Source organism: Hymenobacter yonginensis (assembly GCF_027625995.1).
GTDB lineage: Bacteria > Bacteroidota > Bacteroidia > Cytophagales > Hymenobacteraceae > Hymenobacter > Hymenobacter yonginensis.
The window spans coordinates 3,693,485-3,719,732 of sequence record NZ_CP115396.1; the positions used below are offsets into that span (position 1 = coordinate 3,693,485).

28 protein-coding genes are annotated in these 26,248 nt (G+C 63.8%); 20 read left to right on the plus strand and 8 right to left on the minus strand.

The features are described 5' to 3' along the window. The first annotated feature begins 46 nt into the window (after positions 1-46). Complete coding sequence (locus tag O9Z63_RS16005; RefSeq protein WP_270126346.1) at positions 47-697, plus strand: phosphatase PAP2-related protein; 651 nt, start codon at positions 47-49, stop codon at positions 695-697. Between the two features lie 101 nt (positions 698-798). Here O9Z63_RS16005 and O9Z63_RS16010 read toward each other — a convergent pair whose 3' ends face one another. The 3 genes from O9Z63_RS16010 to O9Z63_RS16020 form a co-directional block, all read right to left on the minus strand. Then, positions 799-1,584, minus strand: coding sequence for an SDR family NAD(P)-dependent oxidoreductase (locus O9Z63_RS16010; protein ID WP_270126347.1), 786 nt, complete (start codon positions 1,582-1,584; stop codon positions 799-801). Positions 1,585-1,632: 48 nt separating this feature from the next. After that, complete coding sequence (locus tag O9Z63_RS16015) at positions 1,633-2,001, minus strand: four helix bundle protein (RefSeq protein ID WP_270126348.1); 369 nt, start codon at positions 1,999-2,001, stop codon at positions 1,633-1,635. Between the two features lie 68 nt (positions 2,002-2,069). Beyond that, complete coding sequence (locus tag O9Z63_RS16020) at positions 2,070-2,885, minus strand: phytanoyl-CoA dioxygenase family protein (RefSeq protein ID WP_270126349.1); 816 nt, start codon at positions 2,883-2,885, stop codon at positions 2,070-2,072. A 190-nt stretch (positions 2,886-3,075) separates the two neighbouring features. On the opposite strand from O9Z63_RS16020, the gene O9Z63_RS16025 reads away from it, so the two are divergent. The 6 genes from O9Z63_RS16025 to O9Z63_RS16050 all read left to right on the plus strand — a co-directional run bounded on the left by O9Z63_RS16025 (position 3,076) and on the right by O9Z63_RS16050 (position 7,894). Further along, positions 3,076-3,894, plus strand: coding sequence for a WG repeat-containing protein (locus O9Z63_RS16025; RefSeq protein ID WP_270126350.1), 819 nt, complete (start codon positions 3,076-3,078; stop codon positions 3,892-3,894). Positions 3,895-4,056: 162 nt separating this feature from the next. Continuing rightward, complete coding sequence (locus tag O9Z63_RS16030) at positions 4,057-4,779, plus strand: energy transducer TonB (protein WP_270126351.1); 723 nt, start codon at positions 4,057-4,059, stop codon at positions 4,777-4,779. Between the two features lie 2 nt (positions 4,780-4,781). Beyond that, on the plus strand, positions 4,782-5,195 hold the full coding sequence (locus tag O9Z63_RS16035) for an energy transducer TonB family protein (RefSeq protein ID WP_270126352.1): 414 nt from the start codon (positions 4,782-4,784) through the stop codon (positions 5,193-5,195). Between the two features lie 2 nt (positions 5,196-5,197). Beyond that, positions 5,198-5,749 carry an energy transducer TonB gene (locus O9Z63_RS16040; protein ID WP_270126353.1) on the plus strand — a complete coding sequence of 184 codons (552 nt, stop codon included), beginning with the start codon at positions 5,198-5,200 and terminating at the stop codon, positions 5,747-5,749. Between the two features lie 30 nt (positions 5,750-5,779). Further along, positions 5,780-6,277, plus strand: a complete 498-nt coding sequence (locus O9Z63_RS16045; protein ID WP_270126354.1) for an energy transducer TonB — start codon at positions 5,780-5,782, stop codon at positions 6,275-6,277. An 81-nt stretch (positions 6,278-6,358) separates the two neighbouring features. Beyond that, a complete protein-coding gene (locus tag O9Z63_RS16050) occupies positions 6,359-7,894 on the plus strand; it encodes a hydroxymethylglutaryl-CoA reductase (protein WP_333490317.1) in 1,536 nt (511 codons plus the stop codon). 93 nt (positions 7,895-7,987) lie between these two features. On the opposite strand, the gene O9Z63_RS16055 is transcribed toward O9Z63_RS16050, so the two are convergent. From O9Z63_RS16055 to O9Z63_RS16065, 3 genes are all read right to left on the minus strand, one after another. Then, complete coding sequence (locus O9Z63_RS16055; protein WP_270126356.1) at positions 7,988-8,512, minus strand: hypothetical protein; 525 nt, start codon at positions 8,510-8,512, stop codon at positions 7,988-7,990. 82 nt (positions 8,513-8,594) lie between these two features. Continuing rightward, positions 8,595-9,137, minus strand: a complete 543-nt coding sequence (locus tag O9Z63_RS16060; RefSeq protein WP_270126357.1) for a hypothetical protein — start codon at positions 9,135-9,137, stop codon at positions 8,595-8,597. Positions 9,138-9,285: 148 nt separating this feature from the next. Beyond that, positions 9,286-10,494: a homogentisate 1,2-dioxygenase gene (locus tag O9Z63_RS16065; RefSeq protein WP_270126358.1), complete on the minus strand. Its 1,209-nt coding sequence runs from the start codon at positions 10,492-10,494 to the stop codon at positions 9,286-9,288. Positions 10,495-10,720: 226 nt separating this feature from the next. Between O9Z63_RS16065 and O9Z63_RS16070 the strand changes: the two genes are divergently transcribed. After that, complete coding sequence (locus tag O9Z63_RS16070) at positions 10,721-11,719, plus strand: transglutaminase-like domain-containing protein (protein ID WP_270126359.1); 999 nt, start codon at positions 10,721-10,723, stop codon at positions 11,717-11,719. A 239-nt stretch (positions 11,720-11,958) separates the two neighbouring features. Here the strand turns inward: O9Z63_RS16070 and O9Z63_RS16075 are convergent, their stop codons facing one another. After that, on the minus strand, positions 11,959-13,614 hold the full coding sequence (locus O9Z63_RS16075; RefSeq protein ID WP_270126360.1) for a S41 family peptidase: 1,656 nt from the start codon (positions 13,612-13,614) through the stop codon (positions 11,959-11,961). Positions 13,615-14,044: 430 nt separating this feature from the next. Between O9Z63_RS16075 and ruvX the strand changes: the two genes are divergently transcribed. Continuing rightward, positions 14,045-14,455, plus strand: coding sequence for a Holliday junction resolvase RuvX (ruvX, locus tag O9Z63_RS16080; RefSeq protein ID WP_044015484.1), 411 nt, complete (start codon positions 14,045-14,047; stop codon positions 14,453-14,455). Then, positions 14,452-15,051, plus strand: a complete 600-nt coding sequence (gene def / locus O9Z63_RS16085; RefSeq protein WP_270126361.1) for a peptide deformylase — start codon at positions 14,452-14,454, stop codon at positions 15,049-15,051. Before ruvX ends, def begins: the two co-directional genes overlap by 4 nt. Positions 15,052-15,153: 102 nt before the next feature. On the opposite strand, the gene O9Z63_RS16090 is transcribed toward def, so the two are convergent. Next, the gene (locus tag O9Z63_RS16090; RefSeq protein WP_270126362.1) at positions 15,154-16,242 is read right to left on the minus strand and encodes a DUF5694 domain-containing protein; all 1,089 of its coding nucleotides are present in this window, start codon (positions 16,240-16,242) and stop codon (positions 15,154-15,156) included. Between the two features lie 209 nt (positions 16,243-16,451). On the opposite strand from O9Z63_RS16090, the gene O9Z63_RS16095 reads away from it, so the two are divergent. The 10 genes from O9Z63_RS16095 to O9Z63_RS16140 all read left to right on the plus strand — a co-directional run bounded on the left by O9Z63_RS16095 (position 16,452) and on the right by O9Z63_RS16140 (position 26,206). Beyond that, a complete protein-coding gene (locus O9Z63_RS16095; protein WP_270126363.1) occupies positions 16,452-17,468 on the plus strand; it encodes a sensor histidine kinase in 1,017 nt (338 codons plus the stop codon). A 91-nt stretch (positions 17,469-17,559) separates the two neighbouring features. Beyond that, on the plus strand, positions 17,560-18,303 hold the full coding sequence (locus tag O9Z63_RS16100) for a LytR/AlgR family response regulator transcription factor (RefSeq protein ID WP_270126364.1): 744 nt from the start codon (positions 17,560-17,562) through the stop codon (positions 18,301-18,303). Between the two features lie 78 nt (positions 18,304-18,381). Then, entirely contained in the window at positions 18,382-19,353 is a 972-nt protein-coding gene (locus O9Z63_RS16105) for a zinc dependent phospholipase C family protein (protein ID WP_270126365.1), read from the plus strand. Between the two features lie 72 nt (positions 19,354-19,425). After that, positions 19,426-19,797, plus strand: coding sequence for a DMT family protein (locus O9Z63_RS16110; RefSeq protein WP_270126366.1), 372 nt, complete (start codon positions 19,426-19,428; stop codon positions 19,795-19,797). A gap of 77 nt (positions 19,798-19,874) precedes the next feature. Next, on the plus strand, positions 19,875-20,195 hold the full coding sequence (locus tag O9Z63_RS16115) for a CD225/dispanin family protein (RefSeq protein WP_270126367.1): 321 nt from the start codon (positions 19,875-19,877) through the stop codon (positions 20,193-20,195). A gap of 7 nt (positions 20,196-20,202) precedes the next feature. Then, on the plus strand, positions 20,203-20,616 hold the full coding sequence (locus O9Z63_RS16120) for a DUF2752 domain-containing protein (protein ID WP_270126368.1): 414 nt from the start codon (positions 20,203-20,205) through the stop codon (positions 20,614-20,616). Positions 20,617-20,744: 128 nt separating this feature from the next. Continuing rightward, a complete protein-coding gene (locus O9Z63_RS16125) occupies positions 20,745-21,620 on the plus strand; it encodes a hypothetical protein (RefSeq protein WP_270126369.1) in 876 nt (291 codons plus the stop codon). Positions 21,621-21,736: 116 nt separating this feature from the next. Next, on the plus strand, positions 21,737-22,423 hold the full coding sequence (locus O9Z63_RS16130; protein WP_270126370.1) for a response regulator transcription factor: 687 nt from the start codon (positions 21,737-21,739) through the stop codon (positions 22,421-22,423). After that, positions 22,423-23,751, plus strand: a complete 1,329-nt coding sequence (locus tag O9Z63_RS16135; RefSeq protein ID WP_270126371.1) for a HAMP domain-containing sensor histidine kinase — start codon at positions 22,423-22,425, stop codon at positions 23,749-23,751. Before O9Z63_RS16130 ends, O9Z63_RS16135 begins: the two co-directional genes overlap by 1 nt. A gap of 118 nt (positions 23,752-23,869) precedes the next feature. After that, positions 23,870-26,206: a patatin-like phospholipase family protein gene (locus O9Z63_RS16140; protein WP_270126372.1), complete on the plus strand. Its 2,337-nt coding sequence runs from the start codon at positions 23,870-23,872 to the stop codon at positions 26,204-26,206. Positions 26,207-26,248 lie beyond the last annotated feature (42 nt).

The window sequence follows — 26,248 nt, forward strand, 5'->3', positions numbered from 1 at the left end:
ACAGCAGGCTTGGCAGTACACGCCGGTCAGGCTGTACTTTTGCCGCATGCCTGCTCCTACCGCCGATTCTGCTGCTGCCTCCCCTCCCCTGCGCTGGCCCGAAGCCTGGCGCACGCCGGGCTTCCGGGCGCGGCTGCTGCTGGTGCTTGTGCTGCTGCTGGCACTGCTGGCAGTGCTGCCGCGCTTCTTCGCCTACATTCAGGCTCGCCCCGGCGTGGTGCTGCCCGACCCGCTGCTGGCCGCCCTGCCCGCCCACGACGTATCGGGGCTGGTGTTCGGGACCATCTACCTGAGCGTGGTGACGGGCTTGTGGGTGCTGCTGCCGCGGCCCCGTCTGCTGCTACGGGCGCTGTGGGCGTATCTGCTGCTGCATGTGTGCCGCTGCCTGCTGCTGTGGCTGCTGCCGCTGGAGCCGCCCGTGGGTTTGGTGCTGCTGCAGGACCCGCTCGTGGATCAGCTGGTATACGCCGCGCCGGCGCCCATCACCAAAGACCTGTTTTTCTCGGGCCACACGGCCACCGTGGTGCTACTGGCGCTGGCCGTGGGCCGAGGCCGGCTGCGCACTGTGTTGCTGGCGGCGGCGGCCGTAGTAGGCGCGCTGGTGCTGGTGCAGCATGTTCACTACACCTACGACGTGTTGGCCGCGCCGCTGTTTGCCTGGGGCTGCTACCGGATGGCTGGGTACCTCACCCCCTAACCCCCTCTCCGAAAGAGAGGGGGAATTAGCTCTGGAGTTACAGATTTAGAAAGTTAGGACTAGAGCCCCTCTCTTTTGGAGAGGGGTTGGGGTGAGGTGCCTTACTTCAGGTGCTTTTCGTAGATGCCGGCCGCAATCTTCTCGGTCAGCGACTTGGGCACGAGGCCGGTGAGCTTCGAGGAAATCTTGTTCAGGGCGCCCGGAATCAGCTCGGCCTCACCGGAGAGCATGGCCTCAATGCCGGCCTGGGCCACCTGCGCGGGCGTCATGGATACCTTGTTGGCGGTTTCCTGCAGGCCGGCGCTCATGCCGGCGCGGTCGGCGAAGTCGGTGGTGGTGGCGCCGGGGCTCAGGCAGGTGACCGACACGCTGGTGTCGCGCAGCTCGTAGCGCAGGCCGCGGGAGAAGCTCAGCAGAAACGCCTTGCTGGCGGCGTAGAGCGTGAGCGTGGGCACGGCTTGGTAGGCGGCGGTACTGGCTACGTTCAGAATGTAGGCCCGGGGCTGCCGGCGCAGCGTCGGCAGCAGGCGGTGCGTGAGGGCCACCGGCACGTGCATGTTCAGCTGCAGCATGTTCTGTTGCTCTTCCAGGGCCAGGTCCTCAAACCGCCCCCACAACCCGTAGCCGGCATTGTTGACCAGCACAGCCAGCTCCTGCGTCTGGCTGCCGGCCCACTCTGCCACAGTTTCCACGGCGTGCGGCGCGGCCAGGTCCTGGGCCAGCACGGCGGCCTGCACCTTGAACTGCTGCCGCAGTTCGGCGGCCACTTCTTCCAGCTGCGCCGCCGAGCGGGCCACCAGCAACAGGTTGTAGCCGCGGCGAGCCAGCTCGGCGGCAAAAGCACGGCCGATGCCGCGGGAAGCGCCAGTAATGAGAGCAGTAGGCATATGGTGGGGTGATGGATTAGTGGGGTGGTGGATTAGTGGGGTGGTGGGTTATTCTTCCCGGATGGTGCGGCGGGAAGAGGCCAGCACGGCAGTGATTTTGTTGAAATCCTCGTAAAGCGCCGCCAGCTTTTCAGGGCGAATGATGCCGGATTCCATTAGCAACTCCATCCAGTACAGCGTTTCATCTGCTTCCTCTACGCAGATGCAGAGTTTCGCAAAGTACTCGGCACGGGAGCGGCCACGGCAGGCAGCCCGGTGATTGGCTCCAACGGATGTAGCGGAGCGTAGTAACTGCTTGCCCAATATCCGCGCCTCGTCGGTTTGAGGCATTGCCTGATACAAGCGAATCACCCGTAGCGCAGCCTGCTTGGTACGCTGACGCGTTTCTTCTGCAAAAGCCGCTGATCCTTCCATCATGCTGATAAATGAGGTTGGTTCACGCAAAATAGCGCATCCCACCAATCCACCACTCCAGCAATCCGGCTCTACTTCACCAAGTGCAAAAACCGCAGATAAAACGGCGTGGGGCTGTTTTCGTGCTTGGGCTGGTACTTGCCGGCCACGATGGGCACGTACATCACGCGGCGGCGCGACACCTCCCCTACCAGCGGCGACTGCGCCACGCGGTGCCACATGCGGCCGTCGTGCACGGTCAGGTCGCCGGGCTCGGTTTCCACGGCTATTTCGTGCGGGTCGGGGCCCACGTCTTTGTAGTACTTCTTGCGGAACAGCATTTCGCGCAGCGGCTGCTGGTGGGTGCCCGGAATCAGGCGCAGGCCGCCGTTGGTGGCGGGGGTGCCGTCGAGGTGGAAGCCTACGTTGAGCATGGGGCCGATGCGCTTGCCGTAGAACACGTCACGCAGCGAGTCGGTGTGCCAGCCCATCTGCGAGAACTCCGAGCCCGGCACATTCACGTAGTGGTTGATGACGAGGCCATCCTTCTCATTAACACCTACCCGGCCGCCGGGCGCTTCCAGCAGTGGAAACAAGGCCCGGAACCGGGCATCCTCCAGGAAGTCGGCCAGCACGGGGCTATAGTGCGAGGCAAAGGCGAAGCGCTGTACGATGGGCGCGCCATCCACGTCTTTGCCGTATTTGATGGGCACGCCGTTTACCTTCTGCACCCCCTCGGCCAGCCACTGCTGCTGCACCGCCTCGGTGGCGCGCAGCAATTCCTGCACCTGCTCGGGGCTGGCAAAGGCACGAAAATGAAGGAAGCCGTGCTGTCGGAAAAAGGCCTGTTGCTCAGCCGTGAGCGTGGCCCCTAAAGTAAACCGCGGATAAGATTTCAAGGACGTCATAAGAACCCAGGCCGCCTGAAAGCGGGCCTGCGGGGGCAAAGATACGAGGGGAAGATGGCGCACCTCGGATACGCAATGAAAAACGACCACCTGAGTAGCCGCTAATCTGCGCCGGGCAGCGTGAAGAACAAGTGAATAGCAACCGCCCGGGCGCGCGCAGGTTTTCGGCGCCCCTCGTACCTTCGCCGGTATGCCTGGCTATCAGTTACTCCCGTTTTCGTTGCGCCGGCCGCTGTGGGCGGTGGTCGGGCTGCTGCTGACAGCCGAAGCCGCCGCCCAAACTCAGCAGCCCCCCAGGCTGGTACCGTTCCGGCAGGGCAGCCGCTTCGGCTATGCCGACCTCTCGCGCCGCCTGGTGCTGCCCGCCCTCTACGACGACGCCGGCCCCATGGTGAATGAAGTGGCCTGGGTGCGCCGGGGCGCGCTCTACGGCTACATTGATGGCAGCGGCAACCCCGTGACGCCAGTGCAGTACGCCGCCGCCGGCACCTTCGGGCCCGACGGCCGCGCCACCGTGGTGCTGGCCGCCGACACCTTCGCCATCGGCCCCGACGGCCAGCGCCTGACCGGCCCCGCTGCCCCCGCCTCCGAAACCGACTACCTGGAGCAGGGCGACCTGGTGCGCCGCCAGGGCAAGGTGGGATTCCGATTCACGAGCGGCTCCAGCACTGTGGTGCCGGCCGAGTACGACGAAATCCGGGACCTGCACCACGACGGGCTGCTGCTGGTGCGCCAGGGCACCAAATGGGGCGTGCTCAACGCCAAAGGCCGCCTCACGCTGCCCTTGGAGTATGATGCCATTCGGGCCACGCCAGCCAACGGCTTCGTGCTGCCAGTGGTGGAGCAGGCCGGCCGCTTCGGCTACCTCGGCCCCGACGGCAAGCTCCTGACGCCCATCAAGTACGCCACCGCCGCGCCCTTCGTGCAGGACGTGGCCCGCGTAACCACCGCCACCGGCCAGCCCGGCTACCTCGACAGCCGCGGCCGGGAGTTCTGGGACGACAAGTAAGCGTAGCTGTGGCCCGGACTTCAGTCCGTAGCCCGTTGGTACCGCGCAATCTATCGGGCTTCAGCGGGCTACGGACTGAAGTCCGTGCCACAGGCAGGCGCCGCCCGCAATAATGCGGCGCGGAAAGCGTATTTTTCAGGAGCTATCTATTCCCTCCTGCCTATGCTACCGCTGCCTATCCTCGACGTGCGCCTGCAGCCCTGCTCCGAAAACTGGCAGCAAATGACGCCCACCGCCCAGGGTCGCCACTGCGCCAGCTGCCAGCGCACGGTGTTCGACTTCACCGACAAGACCTCAGCCGACCTCGAAGCCGCCCGCGCCGCCTCCCCCGATGGCCGCCTGTGCGGCCGGTTCCGGCCGACGCAGCTGGCCCACCCGCCCCGCCTGCGCCCCAGGCTGCGGCGGTTTCTGGTGGCGCTGGTGCTGGTATGTGGCCTGGGCTTAACGAGCCAGCAGGCTATAGGCCAATTTCTTGCCTGCGCAAAACCTCCTACAATAGATTTTCAGTCCATTGCTGATGCTACAGCAGAAGCATTAGGATTGGAGCCTGTATCAATCTCTCGGACGCGTGAGTATCCTATGACTGGATTCATAACAACCGAACCCATGCCGGTTTTCCCAGGCGGACAGGATTCTCTGGTGGCTTACATGAAAAGAAACCTGCGCTACCCTGATTCCACCTCTGACGAAGGCAAGGTGTTTATTAGCTTCGTCATCACGAAAACCGGGCACATCGCGCAAGCAAAAGTGTTGAAAGGTGTCACTCCAACTCTGAATGCTGAAGCGTTGCGGGTGGTGCGTCAAATGCCCCGCTGGATACAGCTGTCCCGGCAGCATCCGATAGAAGTGAGCTACACGCTGCCCATCACCTTCAGCCAGAAGTAGCCATGAAACTGCTGCTGTTTCTGACACTGTCGGCGCTACTGGCTTCGCGCACGCAGGCGCAAAGCCCCCGCCCGTTCGGCCCGCCGGACGACCCGCTGTGGCACTGCTTTGCGTGCAAGTATCCGGAGTATCTCGACGGGGGATTTGAGGGGATGCTGCGGGCAATTGGCCAGAACGTGCGCTTCCCGCAGCAGTTGCAGCAGTTGCAGCAGGATGGCCGGGTATTCGTGCAATTCACCGTCAGCGAGCAAGGGCAGGTGCGCAACGCCGTGGTGGCGCAGTCCTTCCGGCCCGATGCCGATTCGGCCGCCGTACAGGCCGTGCGGCGGCTGGGAGCGTTCAGGCCGGCCCTGGATGCGCAGGGCCGGCCCATTGCCGTGAAGCTGACGGCGCCCATCCATTTCAGCCGGAAATAGCCATGAAAACGATGATGCTCTTGGCGCTGCTGTGCCTGCTGAGTGGCGAGGCATGGGCCCAGGCGAGGAAGACAAGTACGCCGGTCGCTGCTCAGCCCCGACAGAAGCAGGCCCGAAAAAAACCGTTACCTGGCAAGCCGCATATCGAAGCGCCTACTTTGTCAACGGTTACCGTGGTAAGTGACAATGAGCAGCAGGTGTATTGTTTGAAAGATACCACAAGCTCAACCACGCCCATCATCTACAACTACGTCAGGCAGATGCCGGCATTTCCGGGTGGACATGAGGCCATGCAGGCGTTTTTGCAAAAGAATCTACGCTGGCCCGAAAACGGCGGAATGATCTGTGCCGAAGGACGTGTGTTTGTCAATTTCATCGTCGGTAAAGAAGGCCGCTTGCGGGAGTTTAAGGTGCTGAAAGAACTTGATCCGTTGCTGGATGCCGAGGCGCTGCGCGTAGCCCAGCTGCTGGATGGCCGGTTTACGCCCGGCGCCCAAGATGGCCGCCCAGTGGACGTATATTATACTGTTGCAGTCACCTTCCGTATCAGATAGTCAGCCATGCGAGAATTATTACTTCTGCTAATGGCCCTGCTTCTGCACCACGTCGGTACTGCCCAAACCGTCCCGGCGACAGTCAATACAACTAGAACTTACATACCAGAAGTCATGGTTGCCCCCACTTATCAGCCCACCCAATCATTGCCGGGCCGAAGCGTGCACATCGACCAAATGCCCGTATTTCAAGGCGGCACTGAAGCCTTGCACTGCTTCCTTTACCAGAATAACCGATTGAGCCAACCAAAAAGTGGATACCCGACCGGAATAGTATTCGTCGGGCTCGTCGTAGATACTGCGGGGCGAGTACGAGATGTGCGGATTCTGCGCGGCCTGCACCCGGCCCTGGATGCTGAAGCATTGCGACTGACGAACCTGCTGAGCGGGCGTTTCACACCGGGGCAGAACAACAAGCGGCTGGTTGCCGTCCCTCTTACTCTCCCAGTTCGATTTCCGGCAATAGCCCCCGTTGGCAGAAAGCAGCAGAAGCGCTGCGCTTCATCTTTTACTACCAGTACCCGTTGAGGTAGCGAAAACCTTCCTATTTTCCCCGACCCGATTCCTCACTCCAACCGCGCCCGCCCTATGGTCTTCACGCCCAGCCCCATGCTTCTCAAGCTGCTCTACACCCGCGGCAGCCTGCACAATACGCCCGAAGGTGTGGCCTTCAGCATCAAAAACCGCCTAGATACGGTGCGCATCACCCGCATCGATCATGTGCAGCTGGATGGCGTGAAGATTGGCGTGGAGCAGATTGCGCTGGATTTGGGCGAGGGCGACGTGCGGCCCGCCACCATCTTCAACGCCGACAGCGCCGGCTACACGCTGCCCGTTGGCCAGGCTGCTACTTTTCACCTGGCCACCGAGCACCTGAAAGAAGGCCTGCACACGGTGCAGGTACAGTTTGTCGCCGACCCCTTCGGCGACCTGAACGTGGAGGTGGAAGACGCCATTGCCGCCCAGCCCGACAAACGCACCCGTATTCCGCGCTCCGACCAGGACGACTACTCCGACGACGCCATCCGGGCCCGGCAGCAGTTTGCCGAGGAGTTTTCGGGGCAGGAATTCAAGCACCTCAAGCACTACTCCTTCGATGCCCACGACCTGCAGGGCAACTGCGAGCATTTCACGGGCGTGACCCAGATTCCGGTGGGGCTGGCCGGCCCGCTGCGCGTGAATGGCGAGCACGCCGACGGCGAGTTCCTGATTCCGATGGCCACCACCGAAGGCACCCTGGTAGCCAGCTACAACCGCGGTATTCAGCTCCTGAACCTGTGCGGCGGCGTGAAGTGCACCGTCATCGGCGACGCCATGCAGCGGGCCCCGGTGTTCGTGTTCGACGATGCCCGCGGCGCCCGCGACTTTGGCAAGTGGGTGGAAGACAACATCGACCAGATCCGGCCTGAGGCCGAAAGCACCTCCCGCATTGCCAAGCTGCAGTACATCGACACTTACCTGAGCAACAAGTTCGCCTTCCTGCGCTTCAACTACAGCACCGGCGACGCGGCCGGCCAGAACATGGTGGGCCGCGCCACCTTCGCGGCCTGCTCCTGGATTCTAGAGCACTACAAAGGCGCGCCCATCCGCCACTTCTACCTCGAATCCAACTTCGCCACCGACAAAAAAGCCTCCCAGATCAACGTGATGCGCACCCGCGGCAAGCGCGTGGTGGCGGAGGCCGTCATCAAGCGAGACATTCTGCAGCAGCGCATGCGCGTGACGCCCGAGCAACTGGCCTACCACGGGCAGGTCAGCAACGTGGGCGCGTTCATCTCCGGGGCCAACAACAACGGCGCGCACTCGGCCAACGGCATCACAGCCCTGTTCATCGCCACCGGCCAGGACGTGGCCAACGTGTCGGAATCCTCAGCCGGCGTGCTCTACTCCGAAGTCACGGCCGAGGGCGACCTGTACATCAGCATCACCATCCCAAGCCTGATTGTGGCTACGCACGGCGGCGGCACCGGCCTGGCCACCCAGAACGAGTGCCTGCGCATGCTGGGCTGCGTGGGCCGCGGCACGGTCAATAAGTTCGCTGAAATAGTGGCCGGCGTGGTGCTGGCCGGCGAGCTGAGCCTGGGCTCGGCCATCAGTAGCTCCGACTGGGTGAGCAGCCACGAGCAGTACGGTCGCAACCGGTAGACGCCGGGCACGAGCATCCACCCACAAAAAAGGCCGCCCTTCTCATGTGAGAAGGGCGGCCTTTTTTGTGAACCATCCAGCTACTGCAGTGCGCTACAGCGGGTCGGCAGTTACTTTGAACTTAGAGTCGGAACGTAGCGTGAGCTCCCGCGCTACGTTGCCGCGCAGCGTTACCTCGGTGTAGAGCGTGTAGCTGGGGGCCTTCAGGTACTTGTCGAGCTTGGCGTTGCTCGACTGCAGTTCGATGCTGGATACGCCCGTCGGAACGTTATCCAGCGAAGCCAACGGCACTTTGTCGTTCTGGTCGGTGCCGATGGAGATTTTAATGCTGCGCAGGAAGTTGAAGTTCTCGGCAGCCGGATCGGTGATGGTGAGCGTGAGCTTGGTGAGGCTGACGTCCTTCACTAGGTCGGCGCTGGTGTTGTTGTTTTTGAAATTCTCCTGTGAGCGCGCCGGCACGGCTATAGGCAAGATGATAGGCGGCGTAACCAGACCGCTGGCCGGGATTTTAATGTTCTGTGAATCCGAAATTTCGAACGTCAGCAGGTCGTTGATTTTTTTGCAGCCTACCGTGAGCAGCAGCACCGCCAACGGCAGCAAAAGCAGGATTTTTTTCATGGTCATTGAATTTTTCCCCGAAGATACGTAGTCCGGCGCATGATGGACTTCGTAACGGCCGGGGCAATACTACCGGCCCGCGTTAGAGTTGGTCGGCCTGCATCTGGTAGCGCAGCTGCAGCTGCACTCGGGCCACCGTCTGTCCGGGCTGCCGGAGCTCCAGTTGCGGCGTGAGGAAGTACTGGTCGGAGTGCAGGTAGCTCAGCAGGGCGGCATTGGTGGGCGTGAGCGTCAGGGTAGTGGCACCAAGAGGCACGTTCGGCAGCGTCGCCAGCAGTATCCGGTCGTTGCCCTGCTCCGAGGTGATGTACCAGGTCAGCTGGCGCACAAAATCGAAGTTCTGGCCGGCGGGGGCCTGCACCGTAAGCGTGGCCTGGCTGAGGGTGGCCTGCCGCAGCTGCTCCAGGGTGGTTTTGTGGCGGCGGCAGGAATCCGCAGTGGCAGAGTAGATGCGGGTGGTGGGCAGAAACAGCGTGAGCGGGCCCCCAGCCGGCGCCGTTACATCCAGGACCGCCGCCCAGGTATCCACCACGTCAAAGGTCACGGTGGTGTCCTGCGCCTCTTTTTTGCAGCCGAAGCTCAGAGCGGCCAGCAGCAGAAATCCCAGCAAGTTGTGTAGGCGCATATCGTAGCTAAACAGGTAACATTCCCGCAAACCTATGCCCCGCACGAACCGGGACGCTTGATGCAGATCAAGAAAAAACGAACGGGGCCAACCGGTTTCCCCAGCCAGCCCCGTCCACAAAATCCGGCTAATCTGCCCAAATCCGTGATTAGTCCATCATATCGGCCGACCGTGGCGGGTCGGGCACGAAGCCAGGCTGCCAGCTCATGGGGTAGTGCGGGTCTACGTAGGGAAGCGCGGCCTCGGTGAGGTAGAGCGGGCGGAAGGTGTCTACCATCACGGCCAACTCGTGGGTTTCCTTTTTGCCGAGGCTGGCTTCCACGGTGCCGGGGTGCGGCCCGTGCGGAATGCCGCTCGGGTGCCACGTAAACGAGGCCAGATCCACGCCCTTGCGCGACATGAAGTTGCCGGCCACGTAGTACAGCACCTCGTCGGAATCGACGTTGGAGTGGTTGTAGGGCGCCGGAATGCTCAGCGGGTGGTAGTCGAAGAGGCGCGGCACGAAGGAGCAGATGACGAAGTTGTTGGCCTCGAAGTGCTGGTGTACCGGCGGCGGCTGGTGCAGGCGGCCCGTAATCGGCTCGAAATCGTGGATGCTGGTGGCGTAGGGGTAGAAGTAGCCGTCCCAGCCCACCACGTCGAACGGCGAGTGGCCGTAGGTGAGGTGGTGCAGTTGGCCTTCCTTCTTGATCTTGACCAAGTACTCGCCCGACTCCTGCACATCGCCCTCAATCAGCTCGCTCGGCGGCCGGATGTCCCGCTCGCAGTAGGGCGAGTGTTCCAGCAGCTGCCCGAAGTGGTTGCGGTAGCGGCGGCACGTTTCCACGGGGCTGAACGACTCGATGATGAGCAGGCGCACCGGCCCGTCCTCGAAGTGCAGCTGGTGGATGATGGTGCGCGGAATAACGATGTAGTCGCCGGGCTCGAAGGCCACCTTGCCCATCTGGCTCCACAGCTCGCCGCGGCCCTCGTGCACGAAAATCACCTCATCGGCCAGCGCGTTTTTGTAGTAGTACTGCATCCGCTTCTCGGTGGGGTTGCAGATGCTCATGGTCACGTCGGCGTTGCCGAGCAGCGTCTGGCGGGCCTGCAGATAGTCGCCGCCGGTGCTCACCTGGCCGAGGGTGCGCAGGTGGCTGGGCTCCAGCGGCCGGTCTTTCAGCAGTTTGGGGCTGTAGGGCTCGGGCGTGCCTACCTTCTGGATTTCGGTGGGCGGATGCTGGTGGTAGAGCAGCGACGAAACGCCGTGGAAGCCCAGCGTGCCCACCAGCTGCTCGGCGTAGAGCGTGCCGTCGGGCTGGCGGAACTGGGTGTGGCGCTTGCGCGGAATCTGGCCGAGGCGGTGGTAGTAAGCCATTGCGAAACGGACGTTGGGTGGGTGGGAAGTATGGGGAGGTGAAGGTAAGAAGGTTTGGCGGCACCCACGCAGCCCGCGGCCCCACTGGAAAACGGCCAGCTCTAATTGCACCAACTTCAACCGTTAGGCTCCAATACCGGTCCGGGGCGCCGGCTGCCGAAACGGAATGGCCTACCTTTGTGTTAGCACTATCCAGGCGGCCGTTGCCGCTGTTTTTCTGTTCGTTATGCGCTTTACCTTGCTCCGCTGCCTGCTGCCCGCTGGCGTCGCTTTGCTGGCGGCCGGCCCCACGTCGGCGCCCCGCACCCGCACCTTCACCTTTGAGTACACGGCCACCGTACCCGCCCTGCCCGCCACCACCGACTCGCTGGAGCTGTGGCTGCCCGTGCCCCACCCCGACGCCTCGCAGGAGCTGCGCAACCTGAAAATCAGCACCACCGCGCCCTACACGCTCACCAAGGCGCCGTTCGGCAATACCATGCTGCACCTGAAAGTGCCCGCCGCCCAGGCTGCCGGCCTCACGGTGGCCATGCGCTTCGAAGCCACCCGGCGCGAGCACCAGAACCCCTACCTGGCCGGCGCCGCGCCCAAGAAACTACGCGCCGCCGATGCCGCCGACCCCAACATGGCCCGCTGGCTCCAGCCCGACCGCCTCGTACCGCTCGACGATAAAATCAAGTTTTGGGCCCTGGAAGTGGTGGCCAAAGCCGGCGCCAAAACCGACCTCGAAAAAGCCCGCGCCATCTACGAGCACGTGGTGAGCACCGTCACCTACGACAAATCGGGGCAGGGCTGGGGCCGCGGCGACATCTACTACGCCTGCGACGCCCGTCGCGGCAACTGCACCGACTTCCACGCCGTGTTCATCGGCTACTGCCGGGCCGTGGGCATTCCGGCGCGCTTCAGCATCGGGTTTCCGGTGCCCGCCGAGCGCGGCACCGGCGAAATCAAGGGCTACCACTGCTGGGCTGAGTTCTACACCGCCCAGACCGGCTGGGTGCCCGTCGATGCTTCCGAAGCCGCCAAAGACCCCAGCCGCCGCGCCTACTTCTTCGGCGCCCACGACGAAAACCGCGTGGAGTTCAGCCGCGGCCGCGACCTAGCCCTCACGCCCCGTCAGCAGGGTCAGCCGCTCAACTACTTCATCTACCCCTACGCCGAGCTGGGCGGCAAGCCCTTCGAGGGCGTGAAGCGCGAGTTCCGGTATCAGGATGTAGGGAAGTAACGGGGGGAGTCCCGTAAGAATGTCATGCAGAGGCGCAGCCGAAGCATCTCGCTAGTGTAGTAATCAATGAGGTTACCACACTAGCAAGATGCTTCGGCTGCGCCTCTGCATGACGTTTCGGTTTTACTCAGATTCCTCCTTCGTCGGAATGACAGTTCTTACCCACCCCCAAAATCAAAACGGCCGGAGTCCCCACCCCGGCCGCTTCGCAGTATAGATTTCCCCTAATTGTAATGCACTTATTTCATGGACAGCTTTTGCATGGGATTGGCGGAACCGTCGGCCATGGCCTGCACCGCCTGTTTCAGCTCGGCGTCCTGCTCCCGCAGGGTGGCGTAGTAAGCGGGCTTACCATAGGCACTACGAGCAATATACGCTTTTAGTTGATTACGAAGTAGTTCGGCACAGCGCTTCAGGTGAATGGGGTTGGCCGGCATGCCGTCTTTGGCGGCCACTTCGGCCAGCTCCTGCAGCTGCGCATCGCTGATGCGGAAGGTGGCCAGGTACTGCTCGGGGCGCAAAGCCTCCAGCTCTGCTTTGTGGCCCTGGAAGTAGTTGAGCGCAAACTCGCGCACCAAATTGTGGCTCTGCAGGCGGGTGTAGTAGGCCGAAAACGCCGTGGTGTCGCGCGGCACAAACAGGTCGGGCATGATGCCGCCGCCGCCGTACACGGTGCGGCCGTGCACCGTTTTGTAGCGCAGCGAGTCGGCGAAATGGATGCTGTCGGCGTGGAACAGCTCGCCGTGGCGCAGGCGGTTCTGCAGGTCCTGCTCGTAGGCGGCCAGCCCGTGGCTGTATGATTTCTGAATGCTGCGGCCCGAGGGCGTGTAGTAGCGTGCAATGGTCAGGCGCAGCTCCGAGCCGTCGTTGAGGGCAATGGGCTGCTGCACCAGACCCTTACCGAAGGTGCGGCGGCCTACCACCAGCGCCCGGTCGTGGTCCTGCAGAGCGCCGGCCACCACCTCGGCGGCCGAGGCCGAGCCTTCGTCCACGAGCACCACCAGCGGGCCTTCCTCGAACTCGCCCAGCACCCGCGAATAGGTCTGGGTGTCGTACTGGTCGCCTTTGCCGTCGGTGTACACGATTTTGCGGGTTCCCCCGATGAACTCGTCGGCCAGCTTGGTGGCGCGGTCGAGGTAGCCGCCGGGGTTGCCACGCAAGTCCAGCACGAGGCCGGTCATGCCCTGGCGGCGCAGGTCGCCGAGGGCCTGCTTGAACTCGTCGTAGGTGCCGCTGGCGAAGCGGCTGATTTTGATGTAGCCGGTGGTGGCGTCGAGCAGGTAGGCCACGTCCACCGAGTTGTTGGGGATGCGGTTACGCACCAGCGCCACGTTGATGGGCTTGACCACTGTGTGGCGGCGCAGCTGCAGCACCACCTTGGAGCCGCGCGGACCGCGCAGCTTCTGAAACATCTGCTCGGTGCTGATGTGCATGCCCGACACCCGCTCGCCGTTCACGGCCAGAATACGGTCGCCGGCCTGCAGGCCCGACTGCTCGGCCGGGCCGCCGCTGAGCGGGGCCACCACCGTTACGGTGTCGTGGAAAATATTGAACTCCACCCCGACGCCGTCGAAATCACTCTGCAGAAACGCCGAGGCGGCCTGCTGCTGCTTGGCCGGAATGAATACCGAGTGCGGGTCGAGCCGCTCCAGCATGCGCGCAATGGCGTAGTCGGACAGGGCTTCGGCGTCCACGGAGTCCACGTAGTCGCGGTCCACGTAGCTCAGGATTTCCTTGAATTTCAGGTAGCCACGCGCCGTGCCGTCGGGGTTCTGGTCGGAAGGCCGGAACGGATTGGCCCCGATCAGCACGCCGCACACCAGCGCCAGCGCCAACAGCCACGGCTGCCGCGCCCGCCGCCGCGCAAGACGCGGCTCAGGCCCGGGAGAAAGCACTGGCTGAAGCAAAGGCTCGGCTGCCATAAGACACTGAGGGAGTAGAGGTTGGGGCTATAGAAAACGCTTCTGATAATGGACAGGATTTCAAATCTATTGAAACTTTTCCAAGAAAATTACAGTGTACATACAGTGATATGAATTATCCGATAACAATGCAATTTCATCTTTGTATAGCTCAAAATATTGCCATTTCAGGCCGAAGTCAGTGCAAATCCTTTTGCCTTGCGGCGACAGGCAATCAAAGGTATGTTTATGATTATATGGGGATTAAATCTTTCGCTGAACCTTACGAATTCCCGGACCGACCGGATTGTTGGGCCGTTGGATTGTGCGCGGCACCGGCACACGGTTCCAGCCCCCTGTCGTATCTTTGCAGCAGCCGGCGGCGGGTGCTGCCAGGCCGCGTACTTTCTCCTTTGCTTCCGTGATGGGCCGTATTCTTGCCATCGATTATGGCCACAAGCGCGTGGGGCTGGCCGTCACGGACCCGCTCCAGCTGATTGCCACCCCCCTCGACACCATCCACAGCAAAGACCTGCTGGCCTACGTGAAGGCCTACCACCTGCGCGAGCCGCTGGCGGCGCTGGTGGTGGGCATGCCGCGCACACTGCTCAACGAGGCCACCGACAGCACCAGCGCCGTGGTGGGGCTGCTGCGCACGCTGCGCCGCGAGTTGCCCGAAGTGCCGGTGCACGAAATCGACGAGCGCTACACCTCGCGCATGGCCCAGGCCGCCATGCTGGCCGGCGGGCTGGGCAAGAAGGACCGCCGCGACAAAGCCACCGTAGACAAGGTGGCGGCCACCCTCATTCTGCAATCTTTCCTCGAATCAAGATGATTTACCCCATAGTTGCGTTCGGCGACCCGGTGCTGAAAGCCCGCGCCAAAGACATTCCGGCCGATTTTCCGGCCGCTGACCTCCAGCAGATCGTGCAGGACATGTACGACACCATGTACCACGCCCACGGCGTGGGACTGGCCGCCCCGCAGGTGGGCAAAGGCATCCGGCTGTTCGTTATCGACTCGGAGCCGATGATGGACGAGGATGAGGACGGCAACCCCATCATCGAGGAGCCCACGGCCGGGCCGGTGAAGCGCGCCTTCATCAACCCGCAGATGGTGAGCGAAACCGGCGAGGAATGGGGCTTCGAGGAAGGCTGCCTGAGCATTCCGGGCGTGCGCGAAATGGTGTACCGCCATGAAACCATCGTGATTCGCTACGAAGACGAGCAGCGCCAGACGCACGAGGAAACCTTCTCGGGCATGACGGCCCGCGTGATTCAGCACGAGTACGACCACCTGGAAGGCGTGCTGTTCACCGACAAGATTTCGGGCTTCAAGAAGCAGCTCATCAAGGGCAAGCTGGCGCGCATCAGCAAAGGCGACGTGAATGCCGACTACCGCATGCGTTTCGCGGGCCAGGGCCGGCGGTAGGCAGTAGGCGTTTACCTGCAGAAAAGGCCCACGGCATTGCGCCGTGGGCCTTTTGCGTGTGCTGATGGCGCGTGTGTTCCGGGCAACGGCCTGGCGCTGGCGCTACGGCAGCTCGTTGAAGCTGACCACCTTCACGCCGGGCATGGCGCGGAGCAGCTCGGTCATCAGCTGGCCGTGGGAGGCCCCGACGGCTACTACCACCCGGCGGGCGCCCTGCTGGCGGGCCAGGCGCACCACATTGGCGCACATGCCCTGGTTGCGCAGCATCCATTGCGCTTTCATGGCTTTCACTTCTTCGGTGGGGAAGCCGGGCGCGCCGTACAGGGCCACGCCGCCGTAGAAGTTGGCGGGCTCATCTACCTGCGCATAGGCGGGGACGTTGAGGGACTGGTAGACGGCCAACGGCTCGTTGGTGGTGGGGCCGTAGTTGGCGTAGGCGGTGCCGGCGGCGTTCATGCGGCGCCAAGTGGTGGCTTCGGCCGAGGTAGAATCGAGCTTGAAGCGGGCTCCCAGGGCGTTTACCTGTTTGTCGGCCTGCTCCCAGGCAGCGCTCCAGGCTGCATCGTAGAGCTGGCAGTCCATGGGGTATATCTGGGGGTGCTGCAGCTCGTAAGCCAGCGGGAAAAAGATCTTGTGGTACTCGCTGGTAGAGCGCACCAGGCGGCGCTGTTTCAGGGAGTCGGAGCCGCCGAATACGGTGTTGAAGTAGGCCAACTCCTGCGCGCCGAAGCGGGGCTTCATTTCCTGGTTGAGCAGGTAGAGCTGGTACTCAGCATTGGCGCGGTCGGAGCCGAGCACGTAGCTGCGGGCCAGCTCCATGCGGGTTTTGTGGTAGTAGGGGAAGCCGGCCAGCGCCTGCCGGGCTTTTTCCATCTGGCGCGCCGTGAGGGGCCGGGCTTTGGGGCTGCGCTGCTGCACAAACTGCTGACGGGGCCGGAACATACGGGAGGCGTAGTTGTCGGCGGGCAGCTGCTGCAGCTCCGTGGCCGAGATATACTCGCCGAAAATCATGTCGGGCTTGCAGGCTTTCAGCTTCTCGATGACGGGCCGGTAGCTGGCCGCGGGGCCGGTGTTGACGTGCGAAGAAGCCACCATCACCACTTCGAGCGGCGCGGCAGATTGGGAACGGGCGGCCAGGGGAAGTACCAGCAGCAGGCAGAACAGCAGGTGGCGGAGCGTGGAAAGCAGCATAACGAAAGAGGAAAGTAGGTGAGGTGGCAGAACTGAGTCAAAGGTGCAGGTCCCGCCCGCCGGGCGAAACTTTATTATCTCAACCACCCAAAACCAGCTGTCAACTTCCCATTTGCCCGCCCGGGACCCGGCCGCCCGGTTCACAAGCCAAACCGGCGGGTTCACATAATAAACTGCGCCCGCCGGGCGGCTCCTGCTACTTTTAGGGCATGACGAAACGCCAACTCATCGGGCTGCATGTGCTGGGCTGGGGGCTGTGGGCCGGCTACATCGGCCTGGGCCTCTACCTCGACCACGCGAAACGCTCGTTTGCCATCCTGACCTACACTCTGCTGCTGGTGAAGTGCGTGCAGTTCTACCTGGGCTACCTGTGGGTGTTTCCGCGCTACCTGCGGCGCGGCCGGCTGCCGCAGCTGCTGCTGGGTGTGGCCGGTATGATGGGCGCCTTCATTGTGCTGCGCTACCTGCTGGAAGAAATATTGCTGCCCGCCACCGTGGGCATCAGCAACTACTCGCCCGATACGCCTTTTAGCAGCTACGCCCTCGATAATCTGTACTGGGGCACCTCCTACATGGTGCTGAGCGCGGCCGTGTGGGGGCTGGAAAACGCGTTTCGGCGGGAGCGGGAGCACCAGCAGCTGCAGCAGGAGAAAACCCGGGCCGAGCTGGCCTTCCTCAAAACCCAGATCAACCCGCACTTCCTCTACAACACGCTCAACTACCTCTATGCCGAAGCCTACCTGGTGTCGGAGCCGCTGGCCGATGCGGTGCTGCGCCTCTCCGACCTGATGCGCTACATGCTCACCGAGAGCCCCGACGGCACGGCCAGCCTGCAGCACGAAGTCACCTACCTGCACAACTACCTGGCGCTGCACCGGCTGCGGTTCGAGGACCGGTTTTTCGTGGAGATGGACGTGCAGGGCCCGCTCGACGGGCAGCGCATTGCGGCGTTGCTGCTGATTCCGTTCGTGGAAAACGCCCTCAAGCACGGCGTCACGAGCCGGCCCGAGTGCCCGGTGCGCATCAGTCTGCGCCTGCCCACGCCCCGGCAGCTGCAGTTTGAGGTCTGCAACCACATCAATCAGCACCAGAAAGACCACACGACGGGCATCGGGCTGGCCAATATCCGGCGGCGGCTGGAGCTGCTCTACCCCGGCCGCCACCGGCTGCAGGTGCACTCCGACGGGACCGTGCACCGCACGCTGCTGGAGCTGGAGTTGGGGTGAAGTCCTGACGACGGTGCCCGCAGAGGGTGCAGAGGGCGCAGAGTTGTTCTGGCGGCTATATTGCGGCGTCCACTTCCTGCTGCCCGCCGCTATGCTCCGCTGTATTGCCGTTGATGACGAAGCCTACGCCAGCCGGCTGCTGGCCGCCTACATCCAGAAGATTCCGGGGTTGGAGCTGGCCGGCACCACCACCAATCCCATTGAGGCGCTGCAGTGGGTGCAGGAAGGCCGCGCCGACCTCGTGTTTCTCGACATTCAGATGCCCGAGCTGACGGGCCTGCAGTTTCTGAAGCTCTGCGGCAACCGGTGCAAAGTCATCCTCACCACCGCCTACCCCGAGTACGCGCTGGAAGGCTACGAGCACGACGTGGTGGATTACCTGCTCAAGCCCATTGCCTTCGACCGGTTTCTGCGGGCCGTGCAGAAAGCCCAGGCTCTGCTGGCCCCCGCCCCGCCCGTTGCGCCCCCGCCGCTGCCCGCGGCTGCGGCACCAGCGGCTTCGGTTCCGATGGCCAATGGCTACCTGTTCGTGAAGGGCGAAAGCAAGAACAAGTTCCTGCGCGTCAGCCACGCCGATATTCTCTACGCCGAGGCGCTGGGCAACTACGTGACGCTCTTCGTGGCGGGCCAGCGCCTCATCACCTACCAGACGCTGAAAGAGCTGGCCGCGCAGCTGCCGCAGCCCCCATTTCTGCGGGTGCACAAGTCGTTTCTGGTGTCCGTGGACAAGATCAGCATGATAGACGGCAACACCGTCTACATCGGCGAGCAGGCCATTCCGGTGGGCGAAACCTACCGCGACAGTCTGTACCGGCTGGTGCGGGAGCGGGACTGAGGCTGGCCGCTACGGCCCGCAGTTGCCGGGCTCAGGAACTCCGTGTATCTTCCTCGCCACCTCTGACTTCTGCTGCTTATGCCCCGTCTTCTACTGCTGCTTGGTTTTCTGCTGCTGCTGCCGCAACAGCCGCAGGCGTGGGGGTTTTTCGGGCACCGGCTGCTCAACCGGCTGGCTGTGTTTACGCTGCCGCCCGAGATGATGGGCTTCTACAAAACCAACATCGAGTACCTGACCACCAATGCCACCCGGCCCGACTCGCGGCGCTCGGTGGTGCCCGGCGAGGCCGCCCGCCACTTCCTCGACGTGGACGTGTACGGCGACTCGGCCCTTACCCGCCTGCCCCGCTCCTACGCCGACGCCGTGGCCAAGTACGGCGAGGATTCGCTGATGCGCCACGGCATTGTGCCCTGGCAGGTGGTGCGCATGAAGGGCCAGCTCACCGAAGCCTTCCGCCAGCGCGACGCCGACCGGATTCTGAGCCTTTCGGCCGACATGGGCCACTACATTGCCGATGCCTGCGTGCCGCTGCACACCACCCACAACTACAATGGCCAGCTCACGGGGCAGCGCGGCATTCACGGGCTGTGGGAATCCCGGCTGCCCGAAATCCTGGCCGCCAATTACGACTTCTTCACCGGCCCGGCTCCGTACCTGGAGCGGCCCTCCGAAACCATCTGGACGGCCGTGGCCCGCTCCAACGCCGCCGTCGACTCGGTGCTCCGCTTTGAGCGCGACCTGACGGCCAAAATGCCCGACGACAAAAAGTACGGCTTCGAGGAGCGCGGCAACGCCGGGGCCGTGCGCGTGTACTCGCGCGAGTTCAGCCGCGAGTATCACCAGCGCCTCGCCGGCCAGGTGGAGCGCCAGATGCGCCTGGCCCAGCGCCTCATCGGAGCATTCTGGTACACCTGCTGGGTGGATGCCGGCCAGCCCGACCTCGACGCCCTGCCCAAACAGCCCTCCGAGAAAGAGCAGCTGCGCCTGGCCCGCGAGGCCAAAGACCTGCAGCAGGCGCCCCAGGCCGCCGTGCCGGGCCACGAGGACTAAACGGCCGGCTGAAGCACAGCCAGCAGAGCCACTTCTGTCGTATGCAGGCTATTTTCCTTCTAGCCTCGTCCCATGAAAGCGCTGTCTACCGTTGTGCTGCTCACCATCTCCAACCTGTTTATGACCTTCGCCTGGTACGGGCATCTGGAGTTCAAGAAGATTTCGTGGCTGCAGGGCCTGGGGCTGGTGGGCGTGATTCTGGTGAGCTGGGGACTGGCCTTTTTCGAGTACGTGTTTCAGGTGCCGGCCAACCGCATCGGGTTTGAGGAAAACGGCGGGCCGTTCAACCTGTTTCAGCTGAAAGTGATTCAGGAGTTCATTTCGCTGTCAGTGTTCACGCTGTGCGCCGTGTACGTGTTCAAGACCGATAAGCTGGGCTGGAACCACTTCGTCGGGTTTGGGCTGCTGATTGCGGCCGTGTACGTCATCTTTAAGAAATGGTGAGTTGCGGCGCGGAGTTGGGGATTGGAACGGGAATCTTTAGCTTTCCGCCATCTATCACTCTACTCCCTTTTTCCTACATGGAACAATCCTACACTTCGCCTTCGGGCATGTCGCCGCTGCCTCCCGGCCCACCCCCGAAAAACTGGCTTGTTGAATCGATTCTGGTGACGATTTTCTGCTGCTTGCCCTTCGGCATCGTGGCCATCATTAATGCCGCCAACGTGAATTCGCGCTTGGCCCTCGGCGACTACAACGGCGCGCTGGAGGCCTCGCAGAAAGCCGGCAAATGGGTGAAATACTCGCTGATCGGCTGGGCCGTATTTGCCGTGCTGTATGTGGTGTTTGTGGTGGTGATGGGTGTAGGCGCCGGCATGCTGGGTGCCCTCAACAACCAATAGTCGCGCTTTGCCCACTACTATTGCTAAGCGGAGGGCCGCTGGCGCCGTGGTCCTGCTGGCAGGGCTGGCGCTGGCGGCCCTCTACTTTCGCCTGAACCCGGCGCACTATCCGTTTCCGCGCTGCCCCGTAAACTGGCTCACGGGCCTGCATTGCCCCGGCTGCGGCACCCAGCGCGCCCTGCACGCGCTGCTGCATGGCCGGCTGACTGAGGCCGTCGGCTTCAACCTGCTGGCGGCCACGCTGGCGCCACTGGTGGCCCTGGGGCTGCTACACGAAGCCCGCCTGCAACTGAGCGGCCAGCCCCGCCGCCGCACGCTGCTTTACCGGCCGTGGCTGGCCTGGGGCATCGTGGGCCTGACGGTGATGTTTACGGTGCTGCGCAACCTGCCCGGCCCGCTGGGAACGTGGCTGGCGCCCTGAGCGGTGCCAAATCGGGCCTGAAAGCCACCTGAAGAAAAATTAACGTGGCCTTCAGCCCGGCCTCAGGTGCGGCGGACACCTTTGTATCGTTGGCTGGGAACAAGCCCGGCAACGCTACCCACTTTCCCATGTTTTTCTCACCCAAATCAATGAGCACCCTGGCGCTGGCCGCCCTGCTGGCTAGCCCGGCCTTTGCCCAGCAAACCACCACCAAAACCAAGACCAAAGGCAAAGCCAGCCGCACCGCCGCGGCCACGCCCGCGCCACCCGTAGCCGGCCCCGAGGGCACGCCGCCCCCGCCTCCCGGTGGCCCCCACGGCAAAGGTCCGCATGGCAAAGGCCCCCACGGCAAAGGCGGCCCCGAGGCCACCCGGCCGCTGCGGCAGGTGCAGACGCTGACCGGCACGCTCACGCGCTACACCACCAACCCCGAAGGGTTCTATGATGGCTTCGTGCTGCCACTCAATGGCACCGAAACCACCGTGCATTTCCCGCTGCACATGGCCAAGGCCCTGATGGCCGCCGCCAAGCCCGGCCAGAGCATCACGTTCGGGGCCGTGAGCGGGCATCCGCGGCCTGACCGGCCAGCTGGCACTGCCGGCACCGCCACTACGGCAACCGCCGCTACCACGGCAGCAGCCAAATCGGCGCCGCTGGAGCTGGTGAGCGTGCAGAGCGGCGGCAGCACGCTGCTGGTGCAGCCCCCCGCCCGCCCTGCCACCACCGAGGCCGCACCGGCCACCACCAGCGTATCAGGCCGCATCCTGGAGCGCCGCACCGACGACCGGGGCCAGCTGCGCGGGCTGGTGCTGGCCGATAACACCCTGCTGCTGGTGCCGCCGCACGTAGGCGAGCAGCTCGGCGACAAGCTGAAAGTAGGCGAAACCGTGCAGGCCACTGGCGCCGTGCTGCCCCTGCGCGACGGCATGGTAGCTGCCACCGATGTTCGCCGCTTTCATGCCCAGACCCTCACGGTGGGCGGTGTGCAGTTTCTGATGCGCTAGCCGCCCTTTGCGGCCACACGCTTCGGCACCACAACAGGCACGGTCCGGCTGATCCCAGCCGGACCGTGCTGGTTTGCGGCCGCCCTTTCCCCACTGTTTTTCGTAGCTTCCCTGGTATGCGTATTCTGTTGATTGAAGATGAGGTGCGGCTGGCCAGCTTTGTGCAGCAGGGCCTGCGCCAGGCCGGCCACGTCGCCGACGTGGCGCACAGCGGCCCCGAGGGGCTGGAGCGCGCCGCTACCACCGCCTACGACGTCATTCTGCTGGACATGATGCTGCCCGGCCAGAACGGGCTGGACGTGCTGCGCAATCTGCGCGAGTTCGGCCTGGAAGCCGTGCCGGTCATCATCCTCAGCGCGTTGTCTGATACCACGCACGTTATCCGGGGGCTCGATGCCGGGGCCGTGGACTACCTGCGCAAGCCGTTTGAGCTGGAGGAGCTACTGGCCCGGCTGCGCGCCGTAGACCGGCAGCGGGCCACGCCCGGCGCCGCCCCGCTCCGCCTCGCCGACCTGGAAGTGGACCCGCTACACCGCGCCGTGCGCCGCGCCGGCCAGCCCCTGAGCCTCACCAACCGCGAGTTTGCCCTGCTGGAGCTGCTGTTGCGTAACGCGGGCCGCGTGGTCACGAAAACGCGCATCGCCGAGAAGGTATGGGAAGTGGACTTCGACATGGGGTCCAACGTCATTGAGGTGCACATCTCGCAGCTTCGGCGCAAGCTGGATAAGGCCTTTCCGGAGCTCCCGCCTTTGCTTGAAACCGTGGTCGGCCACGGCTACCGCCTCACAGATTCTGTTGCCTGATGCGCTGGCGGCCCCGCTTTTCGTCGCTGCGGACGCACCTGCTGCTGGCTTTCACGGCGGTGGTGCTGCTCACTACCCTGCTGGGCGTGGGCTGGCAGTACCGCCGCCTGCGCGCCCTGCTCACGGCCGCCGACGACACCCGCCTGACCACCCGCGCCGAGCTGCTGCTGGCCCGCACCGACGTCAGCGGCCGCTTTCCGCTCATCGCCCTGCCCGACCAAGCCCACGACTACATCCGGATAGTATACGGGGTGCCGGGGCAGCGGCCGCAGGAGCTGTTTCGGTCGGCGCGCTGGCCGCGGGGGCCGGTGCGCGGCTGGCGGCAGGTGCGGGTGAGCCGCAGCCCCGGGTTGTTTCCGGATGACCGCCTGACCTTGTGGCTCGCCCACCCGGCCACTTCTCTGGCTGCCGACCTGGCGCAGGTGCGGCAAGGGCTAGCGGTGGCCGCCGTGGGCAGCCTGCTGCTGGCCTGGCTGCTGGCGCCGCTGCTGAGCCGGGCGGCCTTGCGGCCGCTGCGCCGCATGAGCCGGCAGGCCCGCCGCATGCACCACACCCCCGACCTCACCGACCTGCCCGTGCCCGCCACCGGCGACGAGGTGCAGGAGCTGGCCGAAACCCTCAACCAACTGCTGGCCCGCTTGCGCGAAAGCGCCCGCCTCCAAGACAATTTCCTGGCCGCCGCCGCCCACGAGCTGCGCACCCCGCTGGCCACCCTGCAAACCGGCCTCAGCGTAGCGCGCCACAACCCCGATATGCCCGCGGCCGCCAGCGCCCAGCTGGCCGGACACCAGGAAGAAATCCGGCGGCTGAGCGGGCTGGTGGATGACTTTCTGCTGGTGAGCCGCCTGCGGGCCGGCGCTCTGCCGCTGCATCTGGCCCCCGTCGCCCTCGACGACCTGGTGCTGCGGGCCGTGGACCAAGTGCTGCCCCGCTACCAGGCCGCCGGCCGCCCCCTGCACCTGCACCTCGACGACACTGTGGCCGACTACACCGTGCCAGCCGATGCCGGCAAGCTGCTGAGCGTGCTGCTCAACCTGCTCGAAAACGCCCTGCGCCACGCTCCGCCGGCCGCCGCCGTGCAGGTAACACTGGGGCCGGCGCCTGCCGGCTCAGGCTGGCAGGTCAGCATCCGCAACCCCGTAGCCCGCAGCCTCGGCGACCTGTCGCGGCTGACGGCCGCGTACTACCAGGCCGATGTGCTGAGCGAGGGCGCCGGGCTGGGTTTGTGGCTCAGCAGCCGCATTCTGGAGCTGCATGGCAGCGCCCTGCAACTCACAGAGCACGAAGGGGTTTTCAGCGCTGAATTCACACTCGCCGACAACAAATAATAGGCATTACTAATTTTCTATTCAGCAGCTTTGTGCGTAACTCCGCCGAAGCAGCAACCTGCCTGCTCACTTTGCGTACGAAACGCGCCGCCGAGGCGGGGATCTTAGTCTTCTTTTTATGCGCAAAACCTACCGTTTTCTACATGTTTTACTGCTCTGCCTGTTGGCAGGCACCACGGCTCAGGCTCAGAAAGTGGGCCTTGTACTTTCAGGCGGGGGGGCCAAGGGCCTCGCGCACGTGGGAGTGCTGAAAGTGCTGGAGAAAAACCGGATTCCCATCGACTACATCGTGGGCACGAGCATGGGCGCCATTGTGGGGGCCATGTACGCTGCCGGCTACTCGCCGGCCGAAATTGAGGAAATCGTGCTCAAGCCGGAGTTCCAGAACTGGGTTTCGGGCGAGCCGCTGGCCGGCAAGGTCTACAACTACTACGACGGCGACTACGACCCCGCCGCCCTGCATCTGCGTCTGGCGCTCGACTCGACGCTAAAGGCCCGCGTGACGCCTAAGCTCGTAGACGACGTGACGCTCAACTACGTGCTGGCCACCATGCTGGCCCCGGCCGGCGCCATTTCCGGCTACGATTTCAACAAGCTGATGGTGCCCTACCGCAGCGTGGCGTCTGAGGTATTCACCCGCGAGCGGGTGGTGCAGCGCAGCGGCTCCCTCTCCGATGCCGTCCGCAACTCCATGGCCTTCCCGCTGGCCTTCCGCCCCATCCGGCAGCAGGACGGCCGCTACCTCTTCGATGGCGCCGTGGTGGATAACTTCCCGACCGGCGTGATGCGCGAGGAATTCAAGCCCGACGTGATGATTGGGGTGAATGTGGGCGACGTGGCCTTCAACAAATACCCGCACAGCAAAGACGACGCCCTGCTGACCAGCACGTTGCTGTTCCTGGGCTCCAACGTGGCCGATACGGCTTCGGTTGGCAAAAACGGCATCTTCATCCAGCCCAACCTGGAAGGCATCACGGCCGCCGACTTCAACAAAGTGAAGCAGCTGCTGAGCCTGGGCCAGCAGGCCACCGAAAAGAAGCTGGACCTGCTGCTGACCCGCATTACGCGCCGCGAAGACACACTGGCGCTGCAGCAGCGCCGCCGCGACTTCCAGGAACGCGCCCCTAAGCCCGATTTCAAGCAGATCAGCGTGCAGGGCGTGCCGAAGCAGCAGCAGGAGTTTGTGCGGCGCTTCTTCCAGCGCACCGGCTCCACTTACTCGCCGGGTGATGTGGAGGAAGGCTACTACCGCCTCGTCAACAACGACTTCTTCAACAACGTGTACCCGCGGGTGCGCTACGACAGCAAGCTACAGGGCTACGAGCTGAACCTGGACGCCCGCCAGAACTCCAACCTCACCACCGACCTGGGGGTGCTGCTCTCGTCGCGGTCCATGAGCAACTTCTACTTGGGCGGGGCCTACCGCTACCTCAACCGCTACCTCTACACCATCAAGGCCAACGCCACCATCGGGCGCTTCTACAACGGGGCGCAGGGCTCGTTTCGGGTGAGCGTGCCCGGCCGGGCACCGCTCTACTTCGAGCCTACCGTTACGTTCAACAACTTCAACTACCAGGACACGGGTGGCCTGCTGGGCAGCACGGCCCAAAATACGCAGCTGCAGCAGCGCGACCTGAAAACCTACCTGCAGATCGGCTACAGCCCCAACTACCGCAGCCGCTACATCCTGAGCGGCGGCGTATTCACGAGCCGCGACCGGTTTGCCAATACCAACGAAATCAGCTCCGGCGCCGAGCTCGACCAGAACCGTCTGGATGGCTTTACGACGGCTCTGCGTTTCGAGCGCAACTCCCTGAACCGCCGGCAGTACGCTGTGAGCGGCCGCCGGGCTGAGTTTGCCTTCCGGGGCGTGCTGGCTGAAGAAGAATACACGCCGGGCTCCACGGCTAACGGCCTGCAGGGCCGCACCAAAGACCACCAGTGGGTGCAGGGCCGCCTCTACACCGAGCAGTATTTCACGTTACATAAAGTCGATTCGGTGGGCCAGCGGGTGCACGCCTGGGGCTACACCCTCGATGCCGTGGCTACCACACAGGGCAGCTTTGCCACCTACCGCTCGTCGCTGACGTCGGCACCGGCCTTCCTGCCGCTGCCCGACTCCCGCACCCAGTTCCTGGACCGCTACCGCGGCACCGCCTACGCCGCCGTGGGCCTGAAGTACATCAAGGCCATTGTGGGTTCGCTGGAGTGGCGCACCGAAGCCTACGTGCACACCCTGTTCCGGCCCTGGGAGCGTTCCAGCGTCAATCCACTGCAGCCCGACCGCGGCCCCACCATCAGCCGCCCTTACCTGACGGCCATGACCGGCCTGGTGTACCAGACGCCCGTCGGACCGGCTTCGATACAGGCTATTCACTACGATGACCCTGACCACCAGTTCGGGGTGTTTGCCCACATCGGCTTCGTGCTGTTCCGCGACCGGGCCCTGGACTAGCGGGGCAGTAATACAACGGACATGACACAACAGAACGTCATT